Origin of the sequence: Teredinibacter purpureus (genome assembly GCF_014217335.1) — a bacterium.
Taxonomy (GTDB): Bacteria; Pseudomonadota; Gammaproteobacteria; order Pseudomonadales; family Cellvibrionaceae; genus Teredinibacter; species Teredinibacter purpureus.
Genome location: NZ_CP060092.1, coordinates 3,706,218 through 3,732,051, shown reverse-complemented (window position 1 = coordinate 3,732,051; position 25,834 = coordinate 3,706,218). Strand labels below are relative to the sequence as shown.

Sequence of the window (25,834 nt, the reverse complement as noted above, 5' to 3'; positions counted from 1 at the left end):
TATTAAATTGAGAGTTCGCAGTTTAGTAAGTGCAATCGTGGAGAAAGAATAAATAGTTTCACTCGGCACAAGAATGTAGTGAAGTGGTTACAATAAAAAGTATTGGAACAAGGTGAGTCTAAAACTGTTCGTTCTTTGGCTCACCGTTTGGGATTCCACTGCGAAATAGAAAATGGGTGGTTCGCATCTTCAAGGCTCCATCAAGAAAGTGCGAATTGTAAGAATAGTAGTTTATACGGGTTGGGTTTTTAATAGGCTAAAGTTCCGCGTTTGCTCCACAACGAGCGCTGTAGAGAATAAGTGCCACCCAGCCCATAACAAAACGCTGCACTCGGACGCATATTGCTACGCTCGTTTTTATGTATGTCGCGGTGCTCCATTTTACATAAAAACGCTCTCCGCAATATGCGCCGGTGAGCTCGGCGTTAAGGCCCACATGCCCGAAGAATTCGAATTTCTAATTAAAGCATTATTCGTCGTCATTGGAATCGGCGGTGCTTTATATTCAGCTTACGCAACCATAATGGCAAAAATCTCATGTGGTTGGGTTCCTGTTACTGGAAAAATCACCTCTCATGAAATGGACGAGAGTAGAGATAGTGACGGTGATTCTATGTATAAAGCTAAAGTCGAATATGCTTATGAATATCGAGGTCGCAGATATAACGGAAAACGAATTGCCTTCGGGTTTTCGTCGTGGAATATTCGGTCGCTTGTATCTAAGGCTTATAGTGAAGCTATATCTGAATATCCAGCGGTGAAAGTTTACGTAAATGGAAATTCACCAAAAATATCTAGCATTTTAGTTGGCATTCGAAGCTTCCATATAGCCAACATATTGTTTTTTAATTTTTGGAATATTATTGTATACAAAGCCTTAACAAGTTTGTCCATTTGACGTTTTGGTCTACGCTCCGTTTTGGGGTGGCTTCGCCACTTTACCCCAAAACTCCACTACAACCAAAACGCAAATGACAAAGGCGTTACGTTTCTAGGGAGGCTCAGTGCTACGGAATTTAATTCTATATGCTGGAATGGTATTGATTGCTAGTTCTGTATGGTATTTGGTTCATACTCTATTTGGCGGTGATGAGGCATGCTTTGACACTTTGGAACCAAATGATAGCCCGATAGGGTGCTCTACTGGGCTGCAACTATTTGTTCAGGCTCTAATCGCATTTTGGGTTTCATTTGTTATTTTGTTAACACCAATTATAATCACAAAGTTATTAAGAAAGTCTCAAAAATATGGAATTAATTTTTCGGCTATGTTTTGGGCTGTTGTGGTAGTACTTCTAGGCTTTTGGCACACGATGAATATCCTAGATGAATACGGATTTCAGCATAGTTTCCAAATGGGTATTGGAGAAATCTCTCTTCCCTATTTATTAGCAATTTTATTCTTTTGGTTTGTGGAGAGTAGGTTAAAAAACGTAACAAGGGTGTCAATTTGACCTCGTTACGCTTCGCTTCACTCGGCAAATTACACCGGCGTTAAGTGTCACCAAATTATGAAGCATGAACTCTGGGTTGAAGAAGATGAGGGATCACAGACGTTTTGTCTGGCAGGTGTTCATGGGGATGGAGCAAGAAAATTATTGGATGAAGATGCAACACTTGTTTGGGTTTGTGAGGCTGACTCTCATTTTGACGCAATGACTAAATACTACAAATATATGAAGTGGGGCGAATACAAATCTGATTATCCCGATCAAGACAAAGAGTCATATCAACGTCGTGGTTGGGAATGATAGATGACTAAACTCTTCTCTTCATATTGGGCAATACCCTTGTTAACCGCAGTGCTTGTGGTTTTTGCTTTTATTTCGGTGTACTTGCAATTATTTCCAGTTCCATATTATTTAGGGTTGGCGCTACCTTATATGCTTCTAGTTAACGTTATTACTCTTTTTTATCAGGCGGTATTTCATCGTGAAATTATATTAAAATCAATTTTTATTAGTATAGCTTCCTTGGGGTTAGGCTTTCTGTGGTTTATACAAACGGCTTAGCATTAGCACTTAACAAAGCTGTCAACCTGACCCAAATTACTACGCGATTTTGTGCAATGCGCTGCGCACATTCTCGCACAAAACTGCTCCATAATTTGGGCAGGTTACAGCGGCGTTACAGGCTGTTTCAATTTAATTTGTAATGGTTTTAAAAACTCTGCCACTAGCAGAGAAATAGCATCAAGGAATGTGCTGGGTTTCTATCCCTTCAGTTCGTTCCGGTGCCACTAAATAATAAGCAGTATCGGCAGCCAAACCCGTTCAATGTAAGCTGCCAATAAGTGAGTGCAAGGAATCTTCAAATTCGGTATTCTTGCCCTTTGATAATTAACCAACGGCTTCGCATAGTGCTTCGTAGCAGGTAATCATGCAGCTGTTGTAACAAGTAAATCAATTTGACCTACGTAAACTGTCGTCTTTTTTGCGGGGCAAAAAAACCGCCAATTTACTGCGGCAAATTATTTAGGCGTTAAATGCCCGTAATTGCGAAGTCCAAGGCATTGATAATTTGTTCTCTAAAATGTGAAAGAGAGCCAACGGGGTCGCTTAAGATATTTGCTGGAACGGAAGAGATTTGTGGTGTTAATAGAAGAAGCTGTTCGTCTTCAAAGGAAATTTCTGGTGTAAGGTTTGTCATTGCCTCATTTTTAAATGAAACAGCATAGCCCAAGGGGATAACTATCCGAGTTGCAATTTCCGAAATGTAGGGGCTTTGAATATCAAGCAGGTACGGGTAGTGCTTCTTGCTCTGCTTGCTGGGGTTACGGTATACATCAAATTGAGCCATTAAAAAGCCCTGTATTCGTCAGCAAAACAGCCATTCTCCTCTACGAAGGAGTTGTATACTTTAATGGCTGCTTTGTTCTTTTTTGCCCATTTAGCGGCTTCGGCTTGAGCCAACTGATGCTTTAAGGCTTGTTCTAATGTGGCTGAAAGGTTTATGTTTAAGGCGCGCGTTTTTGCCAGCAAGTCACTATTTACAGTGAGGTTTGTAGGCTTTTTGGGGGCTTCGGTATCGTACAGGGGTTCCATATAAACACCTCGTTTATGCGTATATCTATGCGCATAGTAAAGCATTTAACAAGGGTGTCAACCTGACGCCCAAAGCTACGCTGGTTTTGTTGCATGGCCTATGGCCATTTTTGCACAAAACCAGCTCCACTTCGGGCGCAGGTTACACCAGCGTTAGCAAGCCAAATGAACAAATATATTGCAATCATATTAATGCTTATGACCAGTGAGGCCTATTCAAATCATGAGCCGTGGATTGAAGACGAATATTTCTTCTACAAGCAGGGAGAGGTTCGGAGTTACACCTTTACGCCTAAAAGGTTTGTAAGGCCAGAAATCGTTATTTATGATTCTGATTGTATTCTCCCCAAGGATCTTTTTCTAGCAAATAGAGATGGCACCAAGGTAGATAAATTGAATTGGGAAGTGCTTATAGAGGTTCTCCGGAAGGAGAAAATAATTGAAAGCCAAAACCTAAAACTTAGAGCCGGTTTTTTGGGCGATGAAAAGTGCTATAATTCCTTGTCGTTTAACCAGCTGAAATCTATCTCTTGGAAACTCTTTCCAAAAAAAGTTACTGTAAGGTTAACGGTACACTCAATAGATAGTCGATTTAGTCAGCCGGACGAACGATTGTCATTCGGGATCAGGCATAGTCCTGTACCATGAGATTGCTAACAAGAAAATGCACCTGACAAAATTAAGCATCGCCTTGGTTGTAGTCAGGCGGTAAACTGGAACAAAAACTATTATCAATGCCTTTTCACTGCTTAATTTTTCAGGTGATTTTGGCGTTAAAGGCTGTTCGTGGTTTTAGGGTTTTCCACCAACGAGTTAGCAGTGATCGTCCGCCTCTTTCAGTCCGTGTGTTTAACCGGTAAAGTGGCTTGTAATAAAGACCGCGTCAACGTGGCTCCAATGGAGGGTTTAGCGTGTTGTATCCATCTCAATCCATCCGTTCCCTGTGTTCCGTTTTGTCGTCAACTAATAATCAAGGGCAGTGCTTCGCATTTGTTTGTGCCGGGCTAAGTCCAGCACAATTAGCTAATACAGTGCTGCCCTTAACAAGTTTAGCCATGCGACGCCCAAAAGGCGGGCGCACATGCTAAAGGCGTTAAAGGCTGTTCGTGGTTTTAGGGTTTTCCACCAACGAGTTAGCAGTGATCGTCCGCCTCTTTCAGTCCGTGTGTTTAACCGGTAAAGTGGCTTGTAATAAAGACCGCGTCAACGTGGCACCAATGGAGGGTTTAGCGTGTTGTATCCATCTCAATCCATCCGTTCCCTGTGTTCCGTTTTGTCGTCAACTAATAATCAAGGGCAGTGCTTCGCATTTGTTTGTGCCGGGCTAAGTCCAGCACAATTAGCTAATACAGTGCTGCCCTTAACAAGTTTAGCCATGCGACGCCCAAAAGGCGGGCGCACATGCTAAAGGCGTTAAATTTATGAAGCAGATAATCACTATTCTTTTATTTTTTGTATGCTCCAACTCTTATTCAGGTGGGGAATATTACGATGGATTACTTTTAGAATACGTAGAGCCATTCGAAGAAGGCAGTGAATTTCATCTCACTCTGAATTTCACGGGCGAAGGTATTGGAAAAAATTGCAATTCTATCCTCGTTAAAGGGATATATGATCAAGAGTACTGGTCTGGGTATAAGCGGCCAATGTCTTTGTCGGGTCACGCAGAAGCGATGGAGTATTTATCTGGTCAGGTAGGGAGTAAGATTAAGTTTGGTCAAATTGGGCGCGGGCTAAAGAAATTACATGGCTGTACTTATTTAAGTCGAGGGCTATTTCTAGAGCAGCATGGTAAAGAACCTGTTGTGTTCTCCGTGCATGAAAAAATTTAACAAGTCGTGCCAGACGGACAGTTTGCTACGTGGCTTGTTTTGTGTAAATCGCTACGCTACACAAAAAGCCACTCCACAAACTGCCGCTGCACTTGGCGTTATAAGCCCTAGAGGGATAAAATGAAAAATAAAATATTTGAATCAATTAATATTTTCGCGACGGGGATGTCTGCTGCAGACTGGGCATGGCGGTTAGTCACTATCGCTATAATTGGTGGTAGTGGCACTTTGACTGGTTTCTTTGCTTCTGAGTCACCACTATTTAAAGAGCTGGGGATATTGGTTTGGGTCGCTATTGGTCTAATTGGCGCTATCAGTGTTTCTCTAATATTTTATCTAGTAAAAGCTGCACAAAATCAATCTGCAATGGCTGAATACACCCACTCAGTTAGCCAACCCAAAAACAGAGTCAACCCTCTTCAAGAAAGCTTTAAAGACCAAATTATCCCTATTGAAGAACTGAGGGTACCCGGTATACAGGTTCACGAAAATAAGCACTTTACCAGATGTAAGTTTGTTGGCCCCGCAGCAATTGCGATAATGGGTTGTCGTATGATAAATACTGGTTTTATTGACGGGGGCGATATTATCCCTCTTCCAGAGAACACCCTTATAACAGGTATTATCGTTCTTAAAAATTGTACGATTGAAGGCTGCGAGTTTTTCAGAACTACCATGATGATAAATGAGCATGATGCAAAGCACATCGCAGATTCTGTACCAGGAATTAAAGTTGCAGGCTTATAACAAGGCCATCAATTTGACCGCCTTACGCTGCGCTTCAGTCGGCAAATTATGGCAGCGTTAGCTTCTACGCGAAAATTCGAGTAAATATGAAGAAAAATATCTACATATCATTAAGTTTTATTTTGGTTGCATTTAGTGGCGGTGTTTATTACGGATTTCATGCCGGCGTAGAAAACTATTCCCACCTAGAGAAAGTACTGTCATCTAACATTGATGTGCTTCGAGCGAAAGACTTGAAGGGTGGTAGTGAGAAGGAGTTAAAATATATTTACTGGGAGTATGAAATGTCCATAAGCGAGGCTATAGACTCATATAATTGGTATCGTAGCTCAGGAGATCATTTGTTCTCGAAGGTGTTTTTGTCCAGTCACCTCGATCACTTGGAAAAATCAATTGAAAACATAGCAAGTTATCGTAGTTTAAATCCTGTCGAATCTGAAACAGAATCGCTCCTTTGTAAACTTCCTGAGTCTGAAACCGATAAAGAATACTGTTTAAAACGGCTAGAAGAGCGGCAAGAAACAGTTAGAAAGTATGAGAAAAAAAGCTAACAAGTTGCTGCACGCTGACACATACTGCTACGCTCGTTTTTGTGTCTGTCGCTACGCTCCATTTTACACAAAAACGCTCTCCGCAGTATGTGCAGGTGAGCAAGACGTTATATGCTTTTATGAACAAGATTATCTCTACGCTATTTATCCTGTATCTCGTTTTTGACTTTGTGCATGGATATTACTTGGACTCTGTAAATATTATGTTTCTATCAGAAGCAGAGTCGTTGCACTTAGGGCTGTTAGGTTTTGCGCGAACCGCATCACTATACCTCGGGTTTTTGCTGATCACGATAAAGCTATTTGGCCCAGTGAGAGAATCGTCGTCGAAAAAATCGGTTACTATCTTTTCGATGTGCGTTTTTGCAGGGTTTATGTATTGCCTAAGCTTTACGTATTTAAACTTCGTTGTATTGGATGCTAAGTTAGAGCGTCCATCTATTTTAAAATCGCATCCTGATTTTCTCGAAACTTATGAAAAATATCTTAGCTCTGGTAGGGCAGCCAAAGAAAAAATTGAAGGTGTGACCATGCAAATGGCATCGACGATCTATATTGATGAGGGGATTATCGTAGATGTCTTAGATGACAATGACCGAAGGGTTAAATACGTTCCTACGAAATACGATAGTGAGACGAGGCGAGAAACCACACGGGCATATGATTTAATAGAGTGGTCTAATTCTGCCATTAGGGAATCAATGATACTTAGTTGGTCTTTTTTTCTATTTACGATCTGTTGTACAATTTTTGTGTACTATTGGAGAGTGGCATATAACAAAGTATTCAAGAGGGACGCCGCAAGCGGCGCCCCTTAATACGACGTTACTTGTTTATTAAAAAAAGTTTGGTGTGTAGTTAAGTTTCAGTAGGGTGTTCCTAAATTCGTTACCCTCCATCAAGTTTAGGTAAGCCACCTTTGGTCGCTTACAACGTGCTTCGAAAAAGGTAGATTTGGTAATCCGGTAAATCTTCGTTGCAAAAAAGCGCAACCAAACTTTACCTAGCAAAGGGAGTTTGCGGCTTATTCCTCCCGTTTGTTCCTTTCTGTTGGTTGCCATAATCACTTGTTGTTTTGGGTCAATTTTATGCCTTCTGTTTTGGCTATCCCACGGTTATAGTTGGGTCTAACCAAAGCTTCAGGCTTTTTAAACAAATACAGCAATTGGCGTGGCAGCGTAGTTAAAAGTGAGTAGGTGTTTGGTACAAGTAACAAATCGCTGCACACGGACGCATATTGCTACGCTCGTTTTTATGTATGTCGCGGTGCTCCATTTTACATAAAAACGCTCTCCGCAATATGCGCCGGTGAGCTCGGCGTTAAATAGCTCGGCAACATACTATTTATACGGCGTGAAGATTTCAGTTTTAAACTTACATTTTTAGCTGTGTAGTGGTTTTAAATATTATGCTAGTTTCATAACGAAACAGTTCGTTTAGCTCTACCAGCATTAAACCGTGCAAACCACTCTAAAAGTCTGTTTTAGTATTTTAAGTTTTACTGGTTGCAAGCATATTTTAGTAACTCGTAAAAAGTGTTATTTTCGAGCGGGTAGTTTTAATGAAGAAAAAAGCAGAGCGGGGTAGTGATGTAAAGTTTACCGGTCGTTCTTCTTAGAGTTTTCAGGTTTAGCGTTTACGGGTGTTCATGTAGCGTTGTTCGCCACTTTGGTAGCAAGGCTCCATTTGCGTTCCGCAACGCAGTGTTGGTGTTGTTTGGTGTATCGCCATTTAACAAGGCCATCATGCTGCGCCAGCAAGCTGGCTGGACAAATTTTCCGTTGTTTTTTTTGTGCTTTAACGCTACGCTAGCACAAAAAAAACAACTCCAAATTTGCCGCATATGGCGGCGTTAGAAAACGGAAAAGTCTAATATGAGCAAGCAGAAGGTTACTTGTGAAAAATGCTCTAGGAAAACTCCCAGAAATATGTACAACAAATGCATATATTGTGGCGAAGCCTATAAAGAAGAATATCATTTCTCTCAAAGTGAAAAAGACGAAAAATTGGTTGAGCTTGAGGAGGCGAATGCCGCACAAGAAAGGCAGTTAGATGATTACCGAAAAAAGGAGAAGGAGAAAGAAGTGGCTCGCAGAAAAATTGCAAATACTACTCACCACAATGGTGGACTGTTTTAGTGTGATGTATAAATAAGGGAAAAATTCTAACAAGGCCAGTCAATCTGACCTCCGTAAACTGTCTTCTTTTTTGCAAAAAGACGCAAAAAAGCAGCCAATTCACTCCGGCAGTTGCTGGCGGCGTTAGGGTGCTATAGCAATATGTATAAATGCCCAAGTTGTAATGAAAACTGTATAAGTAGTTGGCAAAAATATTGGGCAACTAGGTTCAGCCCTGCTAAGTGCCCAAGTTGTGGTAGTAAATGTTATATTCCAATTAAATATGGAATGATGGTTTATCTCTACTTACTTGTTCCGTCTGCCATAATATGGGGTAGCGTTATAGGGTTTAAATCAGGTATTCCGTTGCTATTATTTATACCTTTAATTTGCTGGGTGCATTATTTTTATATTACTAGGTCAAAACTACTGTGCAAGTAAATCAAAACCCTAACAAGTTTGTCCAGTTGACGTTTTGGTCTTCGCTTCTTTTTGTGCATGGCCTTCGGCCATTTTTGCACAAAAATACACTACAACCAAAACGCAACTGACAAAGGCGTTAAATTTAAGAGCGAGCTATGAGCTGGAGAAAGGATCTTAAATCTCAGCCCAAAAAAGGGCGATATTTCCCGATTCGATTTGGTGATGCTGTTCGCCTTCTTAAAGAATATGGATTAGAGCAGTTTGACGGTAATCGGCTTGCAATAAGAATGGAGAACGTAGATGGTGAATTTGAAAACGGTAGGCTTCTCATTGATATAATGCCAGAAGAAGATTTAGCCATATATTCATTACCGGAAGAGATCGCAGTGGGTATTTCTGAGCGCGCAACGATTCTAGCTTTCAGAGAGCTAGCTAAAGTACAAAAGCGAATCAATAATTTTGATAGCAGCAAATACTCTTACTATTGCGCTTATCTAAAAGGGCTGTCTGAAATCGTTCTAACTAGAAAAGACATATCAAAACAAAAAGGTAAATACCGAAGCGAATCAAAGTTTTCAAATGCATTTAAAGCCAAGAAGGTCAGTCGTGATGAGACGGTTCTTAGTACTATCAACATTTAACAAACGGCTCAAACCGACCTCCACTGCGTTGCTCGTTTTGTGCTTTTTCGCTACGCTCGCACAAAACAACCAACTCCGTTTCGGCGGCTTAGCCGGGCGTTATGGCGGGTTTAAATAATTTGTAAATCGTTCCAGAATACTGTCCAATTTGAGAACTCGCAGTTTAGTAAGTGCAAACGTCGAGAAAGAACAAATAGTTTCACTCGGCACAAGAATGTAGTGAAGTGGTTACAATAGAAAGTATTGGAGCAAGGTGAGTCTAAAACTGTTCGTTCTTTGGCTCACCGTTTGGGATTCCACTGCGAAATAAAAAATGGGTGGTTCGCATCTTCAAGGCTCCATCAAGAAAATGCGAATTGTTAGAATAGTAGTTTATACTGGTTGGGTTTTTAATAGGCTAAAGTTCCGCGTTCGCTCCACAAAGAGCGCTGTAGAAAGTAAGTGCCACCCAGCTCATAACAAATCGCTGCACTCGGACGCATATTGCTACGCTCGTTTTTATGTATGTCGCGGTGCTCCATTTTACATAAAAACGCTCTCCGCAATATGCGCCGGTGAGCTCGGCGTTATGGCGGGTTTAAATGATTTAGTTGTCGTTCCAGAATTTTTATTAAATTGAGAGTTCGCAGTTTAGTAAGTGCAATCGTGGAGAAAGAATAAATAGTTTCACTCGGCACAAGAATGTAGTGAAGTGGTTACAATAAAAAGTATTGGAACAAGGTGAGTCTAAAACTGTTCGTTCTTTGGCTCACCGTTTGGGATTCCACTGCGAAATAGAAAATGGGTGGTTCGCATCTTCAAGGCTCCATCAAGAAAGTGCGAATTGTAAGAATAGTAGTTTATACGGGTTGGGTTTTTAATAGGCTAAAGTTCCGCGTTTGCTCCACAACGAGCGCTGTAGAGAATAAGTGCCACCCAGCCCCCAGGTTATCAACTGAAGTGCAATGAAAGTGATTAACGAACATAGACTGCCTCCGGTGTTTCCATATTTAAACATTTTCTAGGTCGTCGGTTAAGTTTCATTGCAATTTTATCGCAATCCTTTTGAGTTATGCTCTTCATTGATTCTCCTTTAGGTAAATATTGTCGTATGAGACCGTTGGTATTTTCGTTTAACCCTCTTTCCCATGAGTGGTAGGGGTTGGCAAAGTAAAATGTTGAGTTAGTGACGTCTTCAATTTTTTTGTATTGATGAAACTCGGTACCGTTATCAGCGGTAATTGTTTTTACCTGATTAACCTGTTTTTTGATTAGCTGAATAACTTTTCGATTTAACTCGTCAGTCGTACGGTTCCTAATTTTGCCAATGATCGTGTATTTACTTTTTCGATCAACTAACGTGACAATTGAATGTTGATCGCGTGAACCATGAACGGTATCAATTTCGAAATGACCGATTCGGCTCTTATTTTCTGCCCCTAGAGGTCGCTCAGAGATATGGGCCTTATTGGCTAAAACGCCTCTAGAGTCAGGGCTTCTATATCTTTTTCGGCGTTTCTTGCTTGATTGACGTAAGTGCTTATAGAGATCCCCTGAATAAAACATGTTGTACCAAATATAGCGATAAATGGTCGAATGGCTGATCGATAATATATTGCACTTCTTAAGCCACAAGGAAACTTGTTCTGGGCTCCAATCGAGGCGTATTAAGGCGATGACCATCTGAAGCTCGGTATCATTGAATTGCCATTTACGACGAGACTCCCTCCGTATTCGAGAGGTACGTTTTACTGCTCGCGCTGCGCAGTATTTACCGTCTGGGCGACGATTTCGTTTTAACTCTCTGGAGATCGTGCAAGGATCGCGGCCTAAGGCCCGTGCAATATAGGCTTGAGATTTACGTTGCTTTAAATAGGCCGCTATAGTATATCTTTCATCAGTGGTGAGCTGGTGGTACATCATGAGGTCCCTCTTCTTGCCGGTCGAGAAAAACCATGAGTATCCCAGTTCACCCTATATAAAGGAAGATGCAGGCGCGTTGCACTTACTTTGCGAATTCGGCGCCCATAACAAAACGCTGCACTCGGACGCATATTGCTACGCTCGTTTTTATGTATGTCGCGGTGCTCCATTTTACATAAAAACGCTCTCCGCAATATGCGCCGGTGAGCTCGGCGTTAACTCTATCTTGAACCAGAACATTTGAAGCTATGATACCAACAACGAAAATATCGCATACTATTTTAGAGTTTGGGAAATCGCTTATATTGAGCTTGCCTCGCGATCACTCTAAAGAGGAGCTAGAAGCAGCTATGAAAATAGTTGTGACTGCTTGGAATTCTGTAGTTATGGATTCGTGGGAAAATTGCAATAAATATGAGAGCATGCTTCTCGAACAAATGAAATTGGGGCCAAAGGTCGGGTTGGTAGAAGTTAAGCGCCTCATAAAGAGAAAGAAGGCGAAATTTGCATCGGACCCTAGGGGAGTTGGCAATCATTGGGTTACAGAGAGAGACGGTGAATTCATTTTTGGCTGCGACGCCAGACTTAATGTCAAAAATTCGATAGCTGAAAATGTGTCCCATTAATAGGGTGCCCGAGTTAACAAGGCAATCAATTTGACCGCCAAAGCTCCGCACTTTTTTGTGTATAGCTTCGCTATTCTACACAAAAAACTACTCCGCTTCGGCGGCAAATTATTGCGGCGTTACTTGTCTATTAAAAAAAAGTTTGGTGTGTAGTTAAGTTTCAGTAGGGTGTTCCTAAATTCGTTACCCTCCATCAAGTTTAGGTAAGCCACCTTTGGTCGCTTACAACGTGCTTCGTAAAAGGTAGATTTGGTAATCCGGTAAAGCTTCGTTGCAAAAAATCGCAACCAAACTTTACCTAGCAAAGGGAGTTTGCGGCTTATTCCTCCCGTTTGTTCCTTTCTGTTGGTTGCCATAATCACTTGTTGTTTTGGGTCAATTTTATGCCTTCTGTTTTGGCTATCCCACGGTTATAGTTGGGTCTAACCAAAGCTTCAGGCTTTTTAAACAAATACAGCAATTGGCGTAGCAGCGTAGTTAAAAGTGAGTAGGTGTTTGGTACAAGTAACAAATCGCTGCACACGGACGCATATTGCTACGCTCGTTTTTATGTATGTCGCGGTGCTCCATTTTACATAAAAACGCTCTCCGCAATATGCGCCGGTGAGCTCGGCGTTAAGTGTCACCAAATTATGAAGCATGAACTCTGGGTTGAAGAAGATGAGGGATCACAGACGTTTTGTCTGGCAGGTGTTCATGGGGATGGAGCAAGAAAATTATTGGATGAAGATGCAACACTTGTTTGGGTTTGTGAGGCTGACTCTCATTTTGACGCAATGACTAAATACTACAAATATATGAAGTGGGGCGAATACAAATCTGATTATCCCGATCAAGACAAAGAGTCATATCAACGTCGTGGTTGGGAATGATAGATGACTAAACTCTTCTCTTCATATTGGGCAATACCCTTGTTAACCGCAGTGCTTGTGGTTTTTGCTTTTATTTCGGTGTACTTGCAATTATTTCCAGTTCCATATTATTTAGGGTTGGCGCTACCTTATATGCTTCTAGTTAACGTTATTACTCTTTTTTATCAGGCGGTATTTCATCGTGAAATTATATTAAAATCAATTTTTATTAGTATAGCTTCCTTGGGGTTAGGCTTTCTGTGGTTTATACAAACGGCTTAGCATTAGCACTTAACAAAGCTGTCAACCTGACCCAAATTACTACGCGATTTTGTGCAATGCGCTGCGCACATTCTCGCACAAAACTGCTCCATAATTTGGGCAGGTTACAGCGGCGTTATGGCGGGTTTAAATGATTTAGTTGTCGTTCCAGAATTTTTATTAAATTGAGAGTTCGCAGTTTAGTAAGTGCAATCGTGGAGAAAGAATAAATAGTTTCACTCGGCACAAGAATGTAGTGAAGTGGTTACAATAAAAAGTATTGGAACAAGGTGAGTCTAAAACTGTTCGTTCTTTGGCTCACCGTTTGGGATTCCACTGCGAAATAGAAAATGGGTGGTTCGCATCTTCAAGGCTCCATCAAGAAAGTGCGAATTGTAAGAATAGTAGTTTATACGGGTTGGGTTTTTAATAGGCTAAAGTTCCGCGTTTGCTCCACAACGAGCGCTGTAGAGAATAAGTGCCACCCAGCCCATAACAAAACGCTGCACTCGGACGCATATTGCTACGCTCGTTTTTATGTATGTCGCGGTGCTCCATTTTACATAAAAACGCTCTCCGCAATATGCGCCGGTGAGCTCGGCGTTAAGTGCCCTCAGGAATCGAGTTATGAAATATATTTTCATCATAGTGGTAGCTTCACTTGTTACACCTACCTTTGCAGGCTCGTTCTCAGCAAAGTGCCAGAATTTTACTGGAGAGCACATTAATTACGTTAGCGGTAAAGCTGAACCCATCACTTTGAACGATGGCACTATTTACGAGTTCTCATACTCTCATGCAGGATTGGGTAGCTTGAGGTACGTTATAGATGGCACTGGTGTCATTGAACCGAAAAGAGAAGATCGCTGGCACAATCTAGAATTGATAGGGCAAACTAGCAGTTACGTTTCTGCAGTTAGCATCGAGGGTGCAGAGCAAATACAATTTAACTTGTACCCACATTTAGAAAGTGCTCAAATTATCTGGGTAACGCAACCAACAAATACTAAACCAGAGCCTGCTATATTGTTGCTTAAAGCAAGCTGTAAGCATCTAAATGAGTAAAGCACTTAACAAGTTTGTCAACAGGACATTTTTTGCTGCGCTCCGTTTTGCGGTGGCTTCGCCACTTTACCGCATAACTCCACTACACAAAAAATGCCTGTTACAAAGGCGTTAGGGCCTAGAGCTACCCACGAAAAGTAGACACCTCATTCCCACCTAATGAGGTATTAATTATGACTAAAAAAACTAAGAACAAATACAACCATTACACCGAAGATTTTCGTAGGGAGGCCGTTCGACGCTCAGAAGGGCCTGACACCTCAGCTGCTGAAGTGGCGAGAGAGTTGGGTATTCACCCCGGTCAAATCTATAATTGGCGACGTCAATATAAGCGACTATCCGAAAAACAATTTAATGGTGTGAATGGTGTGGATTACTCAAAGCCTGAAAGCGAGACTGTACGCGAGCTGCAGCGGACAATAAGCGACCTGAAAGAAGAGAACGAATTCCTAAAAAAAGCGACGGCATACTTCAGCAAGCCAAGCTGGTGAGGTATGCCTACATGGAGTCGCTTCGTGGTCAATTCCCAATAATCAAGATGGCGGGGTGGTTAGCTGTCAGCAGATCAGGTTATTACAAATGGCGCGAACGAGAGCCTAGTTTCGAGTATGAGTATCGAGAAATGCTGCGCAAGGCTATCAGTGAGACTTTTGAGGAGTTTAAGGCACGATACGGTGCGCCTAGATTAATCTATGAGCTGCATGAAAAAGGCTTCGCTTGCTCAGTTAATCATGTTGCTAAAATTATGCAGGAAGAGGGTCTAAAGGCCCGTAACGGCAAACGCTTCAAGTATGGTCATCAAGGTTCAGGGGATAATAACTTCGCTGAAAACGTATTGGATCGCGACTTTGAGGCCACTAAGCCAAATGAAAAGTGGGTGTCGGACATTACCTATATACCGGTTAAGAACGGTCACGTTTACTTGGCGGTGATCATGGACTTGTTCTCCCGCAAGATCATTGGCTGGTCATTGGATAAAACAATGACCACGGATTTGATTTTAGATGCACTTAACATGGCCACCTCAAGTCGGGGATGCGAGCAAGGGTTGTTGCTTCACTCAGATCAGGGAGTGCAGTATCGATCCGGAGAATATGTCCTAGCGATGCACGATGCTGATATAACTCCCAGCATGAGCCGAAAGGGTAACTGTTGGGATAATGCGGCAATGGAATCCTTCTTCTCACGTCTGAAAGTAGAGGAAGTGTTTGGTCAATCGTACATAGGCTTAAATGACGCGTATTCAAGTGTGTTCGAATATATTGAATTGTTTTACAATCGCGTACGACGCCACTCTGCGAATGACTATATAAGCCCTGCAGAGTTTGAAGAAATTTATTACCAAGAGTGCGCCTAATATGGTGTCTACTTTTTGTGGGTAAGACCAGGCCAATATGAAATTAAGCATTACAATTCTTTTCTTCGTGTGTTTTTTGGCAGGCTGTATTCCGCCTAGTGCAATGCTCAAGACTCAGAGTTTACAGGAAGTTGAAGCTGGCTTTGTTGCAGATAGTGATTCGGGTAAACTATTTCTTTCGAATGAGGATGTGGATATTGCCGCAGAGGAAATTACTCAGGTTCTAAGAGAGTTTGATTTCGAGCGTACTAATCAGAGTGTATCTTTTGGGCTGTTACCAGCAACCGGACATACCCAAAACCTTGGCTTTAAGTTGGGCGAAAATATTTACGTTCAAGCCTATGTTGAAATTTCTAAATCGAGCGTGAAAGTTGTATTCAGAGAGATGGAGTTAGAGCACGGTAAAAATAACTTCCTTACAGACGAGAAGGAGCGGCAAAGTGTAAAATCGGCCACAGCGGCCGTTACGCAATATTTAAAGTCCAAAATAGGAACGCGGAGCATTAGAGTATTAACTTATGAAAATCCGCCAAAGCCCTAACAAATGTGTCATAAGGACATTTTTTACTTCGCTTCGTTTTGGGGTGGCTGCGCCACTGTACCCCAAAACTACACTACATAAAAAATGCCTCATACACAGGCGTTACTTGTCTATTAAAAAAAGTTTGGTGTGTAGTTAAGTTTCAGTAGGGTGTTCCTAAATTCGTTACCCTCCATCAAGTTTAGGTAAGCCACCTTTGGTCGCTTACAACGTGCTTTGTAAAAGGTAGATTTGGTAATCCGGTAAAGCTTCGTTGCAAAAAAGCGCAACCAAGCTTTACCTAGCAAAGGGAGTTTGCGGCTTATTCCTCCCGTTTGTTCCTTTCTGTTGGTTGCCATAATCACTTGTTGTTTTGGGTCAATTTTATGCCTTCTGTTTTGGCTATCCCACGGTTATAGTTGGGTCTAACCAAAGCTTCAGGCTTTTTAAAAAAATACAGCAATTGGCGTAGCAGCGTAGTTAAAAGTGAGTAGGTGTTTGGTACAAGTAACAAATCGCTGCACACGGACGCATATTGCTACGCTCGTTTTTATGTATGTCGCGGTGCTCCATTTTACATAAAAACGCTCTCCGCAATATGCGCCGGTGAGCTCGGCGTTAGTGCGACAAGGAAGCTTGTCCCATCTTGCGGGGTGAAAGTCCCTGTCGGGTAAGAGTTAGCCGCTCACCCGTATCGAGTCTTGCGCGCTGCGCGGAGATTAAGGATTGCTGATACCTTTCCGGAAAACGTTATTTATTTTTAAAGTTTTCAATTAATCGAACAAACAGTGTGAAGCGTAGACAGAGAATTATGTAGGCCACAGGGGATTCGTGTCCCTGAAGTGTTGGTATCGCTCCGTAAATGTGTTGTTCTAATTGGCAAGGCCTGTAACGCTGTCGAAGCCCACGCAAAGCAATCGTAAAGGCAAGATTGTGGCGAATTAGCGGAGTTATAAAGCCGTGGCATGTATAAAGAGATGAGGCAGGAACTTGTGAGATCCAAGGTTGCTCCCGCAGGAGGTGGGTAGGGCTGCCGAGTAAAACACGAAGCGAACGATGGCACTTTGGAAGTCGGATTAGCCCATGGTAGTAATGATGAAAAAAAACAGTACGTGTTTTCTTAATAAGCATTACGACGGGGCTGACAGTAATATCACGGATTGTAACAGATACATAGGCCGGACAAAGTAGGGCTGGAACCACTATGACAACCGAATTGCAATCCATAGCATTTAAAGCACAGACTCACCCTAAGCATCAGTTTCAGAATCTTTATGGAAAGCTTGATTCTGATTTACTGATACAAAGCTGGGGTCAAATCAATAAGAAGTCAGCGGCTGGTATCGATGGAATAACATCATCTGATTACCTACCAAGGCTCTCTGAAAATATCACATGTTTACAGAACAGTTTGAAACAGAAAACGTATCGAGCTAGCGATGTTAAACGCGTACTGATACCAAAATCAAACGGAAAACTAAGACCGCTGGGCTTGCCGACACTGGATGATAAAATAGTTCAACAAGGCGTCAGTCAGATATTATCAGCTATCTGGGAAAACGACTTTTTACGGAGCAGTTATGGTTATCGTCCTGTAAAAAGTGCCCACCAAGCGGTGCATAGTTTGAACCTTAATCTTCAGTTTGGTGGTTATGGGTATATCGTCGAAGCCGATATCAAAGGTTTCTTCGATAACATGAACCATAACTGGCTAATGAAGATGTTAAAGGAAAGGGTTAACGATAAAGCGCTACTCAAATTAATAGGTCAGTGGTTAAAAGCAAGAATTAAGACGCCGGAAGGGTATTACATTAAGTCCACTAAGGGAACACCCCAAGGGTGGGGTAATCAGTCCAGTACTGGCAAATATATACTTGCACTACGCCTTAGATCTTTGGTTCGAGAAGCGTGTTAAGCCAACACTAAAAGGTAAGGCGATGTTAATTCGTTATGCCGATGATTTTGTGGTTGCCTTCCAATATCGCGATGAAGCACGTGCGTTTTATCAGCGTTTACCTGAAAGATTAAGAGAGTTTGATCTTGAAGTAGCACCTGAGAAAACGCACATAAAGCGATTTAGTCGATTCCACCCAAGTAGAACCCGAAAATTTCAGTTTCTAGGTTTTGAATTTTTCTGGGGTGCCGATAGGAATGGTGAGCCAAGGCTGAAACGTCAAACGGCTGCAAAGAAACACAAGGCGTTGATGACTGATATTTATTGCTGGATTAAGAACAATCGATCCAAGCGGTTAAATATTTTAATGCCTATGCTTAGGCGTAAACTCATTGGCGTTAAAAATTACTTTGCGCTGCCAGGCAACGGCCGTAGCGTGTCGAGCCTATATAATCATGTATTACATTGCTTATATAAATGGCTTAACCGTCGCAGTCAGAAGCGGAGTTTTAGCTGGAATGGTTTTAAGGACATGTTAAGATATTTTCAGATCCAACCTATGCGTGTGTCGAAGCGATACATTACAGTAGATTGGTATTGAGGGTTCGTGATTTACACGAGCAACGATATTATTGAAGAGCCGGATGCGGTAATTCCGCACGTCCGGATCTGTATGGGGGCGGTTCGGGTAACTGGCCGTTCTACCATGACTAGCGTGTAAAACACAGTGTAATTACAGGCCGCCGCTACCAAAGTTCGGCACACTGGCAAGTAAATGTGAGCAAGTACTCACGGTAAAGCATAAGGGAAGTGCATCATACAAACCCTCCCTTATCAGCATCAGAGCTATTCTTTCAGGTTCAAGGCAGGCGGCTCTGAGATATCGCGCAAGATTCCCACTGGTTTGCGGGGTTCTGGCGCAACAAACCCTATACAAAGTCCGCCTTATCGGGTAGTTTTAGTCCTAGTGTATTAGGTAGCTACCTACAAATTAACTTAGCAGTGGTAAACAAGCCGTTGCCATAACAATAGGTTCTTGGCGAGGTTTTTTCCGTTCTTTCTTTTGTGCTGAAGGCACAAAAGAAAGCACTCCAAAAACCCGCCAAAACCAGACGTTGAACTAAACCGCTGCGCGGTAGCTGGCGCCCCTTTCTTCTTCCTGCTTAAAATTTAACCTTTTGCACTCTCCGGTCCAAACTTATCTTATCCTGCCAAATCCTGGCGGGCAATTGGAGATAAGTAATGGATACCCAGACCCGTAAAATGACCCCGCTTCGCCAATCGATGATTGACATCATGACAGTCAGGAATTTGGCAGAAAACACGAAAGAATGTTACTTGTATGGAGTAACAAGTTTGGCGACATATTATGCCCGCTCACCAGACTTGTTGAGCGAAGATGACGTACAAAACTATATTCTTCACTTGGTAAGAGACAAAAAGCTATCCCCGAGTTCCTGCCGGTTACAGTTTCAAGGTATACGTTTTTTGTTCGAGCACGTTCTAAAAACCCCAGCCATCACACTTGTAGTGGCATACTAATTTTGACCACCGAATTAGAGGCGATATTATAGTCATCTTTAAAGAAGGGTAGCAATATGCCAAAACATTACAAACCTGCATTCAGGCAGGAAGTTGCAGAGCTTGTTGTTGATAGGGGTTATTCTATACGAGAAGCCTCTGAGGCGATGTGTAGTGGCACACTGAATCTGGCCACCTATTTAGAGGTGATATTATAATCGCCCTTAACGAAGGTAGCATCATGCCAAAACATTTTAAACCCGCATTCAGACAGGAAGTTGCAGAACTGGTTCTTGATCAAGGATATTCCATCCGAGAAGCCGCTGAGGCGATGGGTGTTGGTAAGTCCACCGTTGATAAGTGGTCACGTTCATTAAACAACGAACGCCAAGGAGAACCGCCAGAGAGTACCCCAATATCTGAAGAGCAAGTCAAAATTAAAGCGTTGGAGCGAGAAATCCAGCGGCTTAAAACGGAGAAAGAAATTTTAAAAAAGGCTACCGCTCTCTTGATGACGGACGAACTAAGCGTTTCGCGTTGATAGACAAGCTTCAAGAGAGCTACTCAGTCCAAATACTCTGCCAAGTTTTTGGTGTGCATCGTAGCAGTTATCAGTACTGGAAAAAGGCATCAACTAGAATCCGTCCTGAAGAGCTGAGAGTAGATGCAGAAGTGAAAGAGGCGTTTGAATTAAGCGGAGGCTCTGCTGGAGCAAGAACCGTGGCGACTGTTGTCACCAAAGGCGGTTATGATTTAAGTCGTTACAAGGCATCTAAGGCCATGAAACGTCTAGAGTTGGAGAGCTGTCAGCTCCCGAAGCATAAATATAAGCCTGCAAAGAAGAGCCATAAGAAAATAAAGAATCACTTGAGGCGAGAGTTTAGCCCTGTGAGGCCTAATCAAGTTTGGTGTGGTGATGTGACCTATCTTTGGATAGGAGATAGATGGCTTTATTTGGCCACTGTATTAGATCTATATGGCCGTAAGATTGTTGGGTATGCGCTATCGTTTTCACCTGACTGTGAATTAACCAAACAAGCACTAGCCAATGCATTTGAGTTGCGAGGCCGGCCTTCAGGTTTAATGTTTCACTCAGATCAAGGGTGTCATTATACAAGCTTAGAGTTCAGTCAGTTGCTTTTGTCCTATAAAATTAAGCAGAGTATGAGCCGTCGAGGAAATTGTTGGGATAACGCACCTATGGAAAGATTCTTCAGAAGTTTGAAAGTTGAGAATTTGCCTAAGGTGGGATACAAAAATGAAGCTGTAGCCTGCGAGTCTGTGCGGAACTACATTTTCAAATATTACAATTCGGTGAGACCTCACAGTCACAATCTTGGAATGTCACCGAACGAAAAAGAAGCGTATTATTGGGAAACCTCTAATCGGCTGGCCAAAAAAGGTTGACCACTGTTCTGGTCAAGTAAAACCGGACACCTATTTTTTATAAATTCCCTGCTAACGCGCTTCACTTGTTGACTGCAGAATGGAAGTGTCGAACCTGCTCTATTCGAGCAGAACCGACTCTTCCATTTTGCAGCACATACTTGGATTCTTCGTATTTTATTGGCGATAAATCTTCATTCGCCGAATGAAAACGATGTACATTGTAGTAGCGCATATATTTGCCCACGTCAGTCTTCATGTGCGCTCTTGTCGGCTGCGCAATCTTAAATATCCAATCGTGTTTAAGGCTTCCGAAGAAGCGTTCAACAACCGCATTATCCCAACAGGCACCAACGTCTCCCATACTCGCCCGCATATCGTAAGCCGCTAGAAGTTTTCGATAGCGCTTACTGGTATATTGTGAGCCTCTATCGCTATGAAAAACTAAGCCTTTAGGCGGCTGTCTTAGGTTGTAGGCCTTTATCAGGGCCTTGCTCACTAAATTAGTTGTCATGCGCTTATCAATGTACCAACCAACAATTCGACGCGAGTACAAATCCATAATAATCGCCAAATACATCCAACCTTCGCCGGTCTTCAGGTAAGTGACATCGCCCGCCCAAATTTGATCCGGCCCCACTGGGTTAAAATTCTGATTCAGCAAGTTGTCGGCTACGGCATCCGAGGTTTTGCGTTTGGTTGTCACTTTATAGGCGGTTCGCTGAGTGACCCTTAAGCCAAGCTTGCGCATCAAGTTACGAACCCGATAACGACCAATCTGAAAGCCTTCTTCGCGTAATTTCTTCATCATCTCGCGACTACCCAGGCTATTGCGACTCTGCTCGAAAAGCCACTTCATCCTACGGTGTAGGTGCAAGGTATCGCTTGTTATCACTGTGCCTGGGCGCTTAAGCCAATCGTAATAGGACGTTTTCCCAACGCCCATCACGCGACACAACATAACTACAGGAAAGCGAGGTGATTCAGTCTGAATGAAATCGTACTTTACTTCATTTCTTTCGCAAAGAAGGCACTGGCCTTTTTTAAAATCTCTTTCTCCATGCGCAGCTCTTTGTTTTCCTTGCGCAAGCGCTTAAGCTCGACTCTCTCATCCTCGGCCAGCACTTCACCTGCCTCACTAGACTCCACCTTTTCTTTCCATTTGTAGAGCATGTTGGTTGCGATACCCAACGATTTAGCGGCCTCAGGAACGGAATAGCCTTGTTCTCGAACAAGCGCAACGGCCTCCTCCTTAAACTCTTTCGGGTACTGCTTGTAAGTACGCTTCTGACTCATAATGACACCTTAATTGTTGACTAATATTGTCTCTCATTAAAGTGTCCGGTGCTATTAGACCACTACACACTACACGCAAATACAGTAATGGCAGTAAACAGTTCTCGTTGAAACTTGAATAACAGCGCGCACTATTATAGGATCATGCAAAAAACATAACATGGTTAGCTTTAGCGGAAGGAGTCCATTACTTGCAGTAATGTTGTGTAGGAGTAGGAAGAAGTAGGACACTTCTTAAGGGAAGTGTATGCTAGCTGGTTTATGAAAAGAATTGGCTGTTAGTAGTTTTCTATCTCTTATCATGAAATAACCATCCCCCAGCCTAATCTAACTCTTCATTAATAAGAAATGGAGCGGAGACGGCTTGGCATGACATTGGGGATATTGAAAGGTAGTGGTCAACAAATGGACTATCAAAATCTTTTTAGGAAGCGGTTTGTACGAAACTATAGGCGTAGGCTCTATGGCGATGTATTAGTGTCTCCAAATAAAGCTCAAAAAATAATTTCGTTGATCATCTTGTGTGTGACAGTTGGTGTTGTTGTGTTCGCTTGTAAAGGGACATACACAAAAAAAGAGACAGTGGTGGGTTGGCTTATCACGGCTGAGGGCTCTTCGGGCATTTACCCCAAGGGTGTTGGCGTTGTAACCAAGGTATATGTGGTTGAGGGACAGTACGTAGAAAAAGGTGCGCAGCTGCTTGAGATTGAAGAAGATCAATTTCTGCGAGGGAAAGAGGATGCTGTGCAGGCGGTACAATCTGAGTATCTAAAACAGATAGATGCCTTGGAGGCAAGCATCGCACGATATACTGCTGTTTCGCGCGAAGAAGAAGCTCGTTTGACAGCGGAGCTGGCCTTCAAAAAGAGGAGTTTGAAGTTGTTAGAAGGCCAAGTTGTAACTCGTGAGGGAATATTATCCTTTGCGATCTTGGAAGTTAAAAGGCAGCGAGCGCTGCGTAGCTCAAATAATTCATCGGATAAGCAGGTTGAAGGAGCTGAAAGAGCCAAATTGGAAGTGGAAGCACATTATCAAGATGTGGTTCGCGCAGTGGAGTCTCAAAAAAATGAGATAAGCTCACTCGAATCAAAGTTAAGAATATTGCCAACGGAAAGGTTGAATAGGTTGGCTCAGTATGAAAGCCAGAAAGGTGAGTTAGAGCAGGAGCTGATAGTCTATAGGGGGCAAAGGTCAAGGGTGACTGTGGCACCATTAAGTGGCGTTGTTTCCAATCTACAAGTGCATGAAGGGTTGCAGATTAATCCTGCAAGTGCAAAGCCCCTGATGACACTTGTTTCGAAGGAAAATGAACTGTATGCGACGCTTTTGGTGCCAATAAGAGCTATTGGAATGATAGAAGAGTTAAATAAAGTTCATTTGAGGTATGACCCATTCCCATACCAAAAATTTGGAGGGTTTCCTGGCGAAATTGACAGTATTTCAGAATCACCAATAATGCCATACGAATTAATTGACCCTCCAGTGCAAGTTAGTGAGCCAGTTTATCTTGTTAGAGTGAAAAATATAGGGCAAGAAGTTGGAATGGCAGGGGTAAGCTATAAGCTCAGAGCAGGAATGACATTCAAGGCGGATGTGGAGCTCGAAGAGCGAAAAATAGTTGAGTGGATATTCGAGCCATTTTTTGGCCTAAAAAATAGGCTTTGATTATGAGTGATAAAAATTGATCAACGATATAACGGCGCGACTTAGTTTTGGGTCGAAGAAAAAAGTACCGCTAATATTACAGGCAGAAACTACAGAGTGTGGGTTGGCCTGTATTGCGATGGTGGCTGGATACTATGGCTTAGAAACAGACTTGGTTAGCTTAAGGAAAAAGTTTTCCGTTTCGAGTAAAGGAGCGACACTCAAGCAACTGATTGCTTCTGCTGAAGCGTTAAATATGTCATCTCGAGCAGTGAGATGTGAGATTGAGGACCTTTCATCGGTTAAGTTACCATGCATCGTGCATTGGGGAATGAAACATTTTGCTGTATTGACAGACATCAAAAAGAACAAGTTTTGCCTGACAGATCCAGCCATGGGGCCGCGTGAGATTAGCAGAGAGGAATTCGACTTAGATTTTACCGGTGTTATTCTAGAGTTGTTTCCATCGGTTGATTTTAAACCAAGGTCTGAAGCAGCAAAGTTATCCCTAACTGATTTTTGGTCAAACAGTAGTGGTTTATTCAAAAGCCTTATATATGTGGCTGGCCTATCCCTACTACTACAGTTATTGGCGCTATTGTCGCCGCTTTACATGCAGTATGTTGTTGATGATGTGTTAGTAAGGAATGACTTGAACCTGTTGACTGTCTTGGCTATCGGCTTTGGCATATTGACGTTGGTTAATGTATCTGTGCAGGCATTCCGAAGTTTTGTGGAGCTGAGGATGACGACGTTACTTAGCTCACAAATGACGGCAAACCTATTTAGGCATCTAATTAGGTTGCCCGTAGACTACTATTCGAAGAGACATATGGGGGATATCGTATCTAGGTTTGGCTCCATAGGTCAGGTACAAAATATATTGACTCATGGCGTAGTGTCCGTACTTGTTGACGGTATACTTGCAGTTTTAACACTCACAGCAATGATCGTGTACAGCAGTTTTTTGAGTTTTATAGTTGTAATATTTCTTTTGTGCTACTTGGGATTTAGGTTGGCAGTGTACAGGCCATTTAGAAATTTAAGTGAGGCCGAAATTGTTGCTGCAGCATCCGAGAGTAGTCATTTGATGGAGAGTATCCGTGCTGCTCAAACCATTAAGATATTCCAGAGAGAAAATGATCGGAAGAATGAGTGGCAAAATAAATTTGTAAATAGGTTAAATAAACAAATTGAACTGTCAAGGTGGGGCATAAGTTTTGGTGCAGTAAGTGGGCTCTTATTTGGGTTGGAGCATATATTGGTTTTGTACTTCGCTGCACAACAAGTCATAGATAGTGTGTTAACACTTGGCATGCTATATGCCTTTATGAGTTACAAAGATCATTTCGTCCGTTCAATGAATGCTTTGATTGAAAGGGTGATCGAATTCAAAATGATCGGTCTGCATCTGACAAGATTGGCAGATATCACGCTGACTGAATGTGAAGAGGATACCTCCAGCTCTGAGGAGCGGAGCTTGCAAGAAATAAATGGAAGAATTGAAGTTAAAGGGTTGTCCTATCGCTATGCAGAGTTCGAGCCTTGGGTTTTTAAGGATGTAAGTTTTTCAATAGAGGCCGGTGAAACTGTGGCAATCACTGGGCCTAGTGGCTGTGGCAAGTCTACATTGATTAAATGTTTGATGGGGCTAGTTAAGCCTACTGAGGGTGAGATATTGATTGATGGAATGCCTGTCGGTTACTTGAATAATTATCGCAGTCAAATATCCTCAGTAATGCAAGAAGATCAGCTTTTGAGTGGGGATTTGATAGACAATATTTCATGTTTTGTTGAAGCTCCAGATATGGAAAGGGTTGTTGAATGTGCAATGTTAGCATGCATTTATGACGAAATTAACAAAATGCCAATGCAGTTGAATACTTTGGTTGGTGAAATGGGAACCAGCTTTAGTGGGGGCCAGAAGCAGAGGATAGTATTGGCAAGAGCCCTGTATCGGAATCCGAGGATCCTATTCATGGATGAGGCAACCAGTCATCTTGATGTTGAAAATGAAGCAATGATTAGCAGTAATATCAAAGCTTTGGATATTACTAGAGTTCTGGTTGCACATAGGCTGGAAACAGTCGAATCTGCGGGAAGGCAGATAAAATTAGACTCCTTATCTAAGGAATAACCCTTAACAAAAATAGGAC

28 protein-coding genes are annotated in these 25,834 nt (G+C 42.3%); 24 read left to right on the top strand and 4 right to left on the bottom strand.

The window, feature by feature from the left end:
• The first annotated feature begins 436 nt into the window (after positions 1–436).
• The 4 genes from H5647_RS16460 (at position 437) to H5647_RS16445 (ending at position 2,012) form a co-directional block, all read left to right on the top strand.
• Entirely contained in the window at positions 437–898 is a 462-nt protein-coding gene (locus tag H5647_RS16460) for a DUF3592 domain-containing protein (RefSeq protein ID WP_045856721.1), read from the top strand.
• Between the two features lie 106 nt (positions 899–1,004).
• Positions 1,005–1,454, top strand: coding sequence for a hypothetical protein (locus H5647_RS16455; RefSeq protein ID WP_200911593.1), 450 nt, complete (start codon positions 1,005–1,007; stop codon positions 1,452–1,454).
• 57 nt (positions 1,455–1,511) lie between these two features.
• On the top strand, positions 1,512–1,751 hold the full coding sequence (locus tag H5647_RS16450) for a hypothetical protein (protein ID WP_045860103.1): 240 nt from the start codon (positions 1,512–1,514) through the stop codon (positions 1,749–1,751).
• A 3-nt stretch (positions 1,752–1,754) separates the two neighbouring features.
• Positions 1,755–2,012, top strand: a complete 258-nt coding sequence (locus H5647_RS16445; RefSeq protein WP_045860075.1) for a hypothetical protein — start codon at positions 1,755–1,757, stop codon at positions 2,010–2,012.
• Between the two features lie 469 nt (positions 2,013–2,481).
• On the opposite strand, the gene H5647_RS16440 is transcribed toward H5647_RS16445, so the two are convergent.
• Both H5647_RS16440 and H5647_RS16435 read right to left on the bottom strand, forming a co-directional pair.
• The gene (locus H5647_RS16440) at positions 2,482–2,799 is read right to left on the bottom strand and encodes a CcdB family protein (RefSeq protein WP_045860101.1); all 318 of its coding nucleotides are present in this window, start codon (positions 2,797–2,799) and stop codon (positions 2,482–2,484) included.
• Entirely contained in the window at positions 2,799–3,044 is a 246-nt protein-coding gene (locus H5647_RS16435) for a type II toxin-antitoxin system CcdA family antitoxin (protein WP_045860099.1), read from the bottom strand. The genes H5647_RS16440 and H5647_RS16435 overlap by 1 nt, the downstream gene beginning before the upstream one ends.
• Before the next feature lie 165 nt (positions 3,045–3,209).
• Here H5647_RS16435 and H5647_RS16430 point away from each other — a divergent pair, with 165 nt between their 5' ends.
• The 7 genes from H5647_RS16430 to H5647_RS16400 all read left to right on the top strand — a co-directional run bounded on the left by H5647_RS16430 (position 3,210) and on the right by H5647_RS16400 (position 9,355).
• Positions 3,210–3,692, top strand: coding sequence for a hypothetical protein (locus H5647_RS16430; RefSeq protein WP_045859122.1), 483 nt, complete (start codon positions 3,210–3,212; stop codon positions 3,690–3,692).
• 773 nt (positions 3,693–4,465) lie between these two features.
• Positions 4,466–4,876: a hypothetical protein gene (locus H5647_RS16425; protein ID WP_045860095.1), complete on the top strand. Its 411-nt coding sequence runs from the start codon at positions 4,466–4,468 to the stop codon at positions 4,874–4,876.
• 120 nt (positions 4,877–4,996) lie between these two features.
• Complete coding sequence (locus H5647_RS16420; protein ID WP_045860093.1) at positions 4,997–5,623, top strand: hypothetical protein; 627 nt, start codon at positions 4,997–4,999, stop codon at positions 5,621–5,623.
• Between the two features lie 86 nt (positions 5,624–5,709).
• Positions 5,710–6,174, top strand: a complete 465-nt coding sequence (locus tag H5647_RS16415; protein ID WP_045860091.1) for a hypothetical protein — start codon at positions 5,710–5,712, stop codon at positions 6,172–6,174.
• Between the two features lie 119 nt (positions 6,175–6,293).
• The gene (locus H5647_RS16410) at positions 6,294–6,992 is read left to right on the top strand and encodes a hypothetical protein (RefSeq protein ID WP_045860089.1); all 699 of its coding nucleotides are present in this window, start codon (positions 6,294–6,296) and stop codon (positions 6,990–6,992) included.
• Positions 6,993–8,048: 1,056 nt separating this feature from the next.
• Entirely contained in the window at positions 8,049–8,312 is a 264-nt protein-coding gene (locus H5647_RS16405; RefSeq protein WP_162926287.1) for a hypothetical protein, read from the top strand.
• A 557-nt stretch (positions 8,313–8,869) separates the two neighbouring features.
• A complete protein-coding gene (locus H5647_RS16400; protein WP_045860085.1) occupies positions 8,870–9,355 on the top strand; it encodes a hypothetical protein in 486 nt (161 codons plus the stop codon).
• Between the two features lie 954 nt (positions 9,356–10,309).
• On the opposite strand, the gene H5647_RS16395 is transcribed toward H5647_RS16400, so the two are convergent.
• Entirely contained in the window at positions 10,310–11,257 is a 948-nt protein-coding gene (locus H5647_RS16395) for an IS30 family transposase (protein ID WP_045856342.1), read from the bottom strand.
• A gap of 1,258 nt (positions 11,258–12,515) precedes the next feature.
• Between H5647_RS16395 and H5647_RS16390 the strand changes: the two genes are divergently transcribed.
• The 11 genes from H5647_RS16390 (at position 12,516) to H5647_RS16345 (ending at position 20,759) form a co-directional block, all read left to right on the top strand.
• Complete coding sequence (locus H5647_RS16390; protein ID WP_045860103.1) at positions 12,516–12,755, top strand: hypothetical protein; 240 nt, start codon at positions 12,516–12,518, stop codon at positions 12,753–12,755.
• A 3-nt stretch (positions 12,756–12,758) separates the two neighbouring features.
• Positions 12,759–13,016 (top strand): hypothetical protein, encoded by a 258-nt coding sequence (locus tag H5647_RS16385; RefSeq protein ID WP_045860075.1) that lies wholly within the window; start codon positions 12,759–12,761, stop codon positions 13,014–13,016.
• A gap of 606 nt (positions 13,017–13,622) precedes the next feature.
• Complete coding sequence (locus tag H5647_RS16380; RefSeq protein ID WP_045860073.1) at positions 13,623–14,060, top strand: hypothetical protein; 438 nt, start codon at positions 13,623–13,625, stop codon at positions 14,058–14,060.
• 173 nt (positions 14,061–14,233) lie between these two features.
• Positions 14,234–14,551: a transposase gene (locus H5647_RS16375; RefSeq protein WP_045856786.1), complete on the top strand. Its 318-nt coding sequence runs from the start codon at positions 14,234–14,236 to the stop codon at positions 14,549–14,551.
• Positions 14,506–15,417, top strand: a complete 912-nt coding sequence (locus tag H5647_RS16370; RefSeq protein ID WP_121495349.1) for an IS3 family transposase — start codon at positions 14,506–14,508, stop codon at positions 15,415–15,417. The genes H5647_RS16375 and H5647_RS16370 overlap by 46 nt, the downstream gene beginning before the upstream one ends.
• A 37-nt stretch (positions 15,418–15,454) precedes the next feature.
• The gene (locus H5647_RS16365; protein ID WP_045856505.1) at positions 15,455–15,958 is read left to right on the top strand and encodes a hypothetical protein; all 504 of its coding nucleotides are present in this window, start codon (positions 15,455–15,457) and stop codon (positions 15,956–15,958) included.
• 1,183 nt (positions 15,959–17,141) lie between these two features.
• Positions 17,142–17,852 carry a reverse transcriptase domain-containing protein gene (locus tag H5647_RS22225; RefSeq protein WP_236074943.1) on the top strand — a complete coding sequence of 237 codons (711 nt, stop codon included), beginning with the start codon at positions 17,142–17,144 and terminating at the stop codon, positions 17,850–17,852.
• The gene (locus tag H5647_RS22220) at positions 17,812–18,432 is read left to right on the top strand and encodes a reverse transcriptase domain-containing protein (RefSeq protein WP_236074941.1); all 621 of its coding nucleotides are present in this window, start codon (positions 17,812–17,814) and stop codon (positions 18,430–18,432) included. The genes H5647_RS22225 and H5647_RS22220 overlap by 41 nt, the downstream gene beginning before the upstream one ends.
• Positions 18,433–19,073: 641 nt before the next feature.
• Positions 19,074–19,373 carry a site-specific integrase gene (locus H5647_RS22500; protein WP_045860069.1) on the top strand — a complete coding sequence of 100 codons (300 nt, stop codon included), beginning with the start codon at positions 19,074–19,076 and terminating at the stop codon, positions 19,371–19,373.
• 56 nt (positions 19,374–19,429) lie between these two features.
• Positions 19,430–19,570, top strand: a complete 141-nt coding sequence (locus H5647_RS16350; protein ID WP_162926420.1) for a hypothetical protein — start codon at positions 19,430–19,432, stop codon at positions 19,568–19,570.
• Between the two features lie 23 nt (positions 19,571–19,593).
• Positions 19,594–20,759 (top strand): IS3 family transposase gene (locus tag H5647_RS16345; protein WP_121495387.1). Its coding sequence is split into 2 segments (ribosomal slippage): positions 19,594–19,840 and positions 19,840–20,759, totalling 1,167 coding nucleotides; the frame shifts between segments, so codons are not numbered across the junction.
• Positions 20,760–20,820: 61 nt separating this feature from the next.
• Here H5647_RS16345 and H5647_RS16340 read toward each other — a convergent pair.
• Positions 20,821–22,034, bottom strand: a protein-coding gene (locus H5647_RS16340; RefSeq protein ID WP_236074878.1) for an IS3 family transposase whose coding sequence is annotated in 2 segments (ribosomal slippage) — positions 20,821–21,785 and positions 21,785–22,034 — 1,215 coding nt in all. Because the reading frame shifts where the segments join, the coding sequence is not laid out codon by codon here.
• Positions 22,035–22,403: 369 nt separating this feature from the next.
• On the opposite strand from H5647_RS16340, the gene H5647_RS16335 reads away from it, so the two are divergent.
• Positions 22,404–23,699 (top strand): HlyD family secretion protein, encoded by a 1,296-nt coding sequence (locus tag H5647_RS16335; RefSeq protein ID WP_045860060.1) that lies wholly within the window; start codon positions 22,404–22,406, stop codon positions 23,697–23,699.
• Between the two features lie 16 nt (positions 23,700–23,715).
• Positions 23,716–25,815, top strand: coding sequence for a peptidase domain-containing ABC transporter (locus tag H5647_RS16330; protein ID WP_045860059.1), 2,100 nt, complete (start codon positions 23,716–23,718; stop codon positions 25,813–25,815).
• Positions 25,816–25,834: the final 19 nt, after the last annotated feature.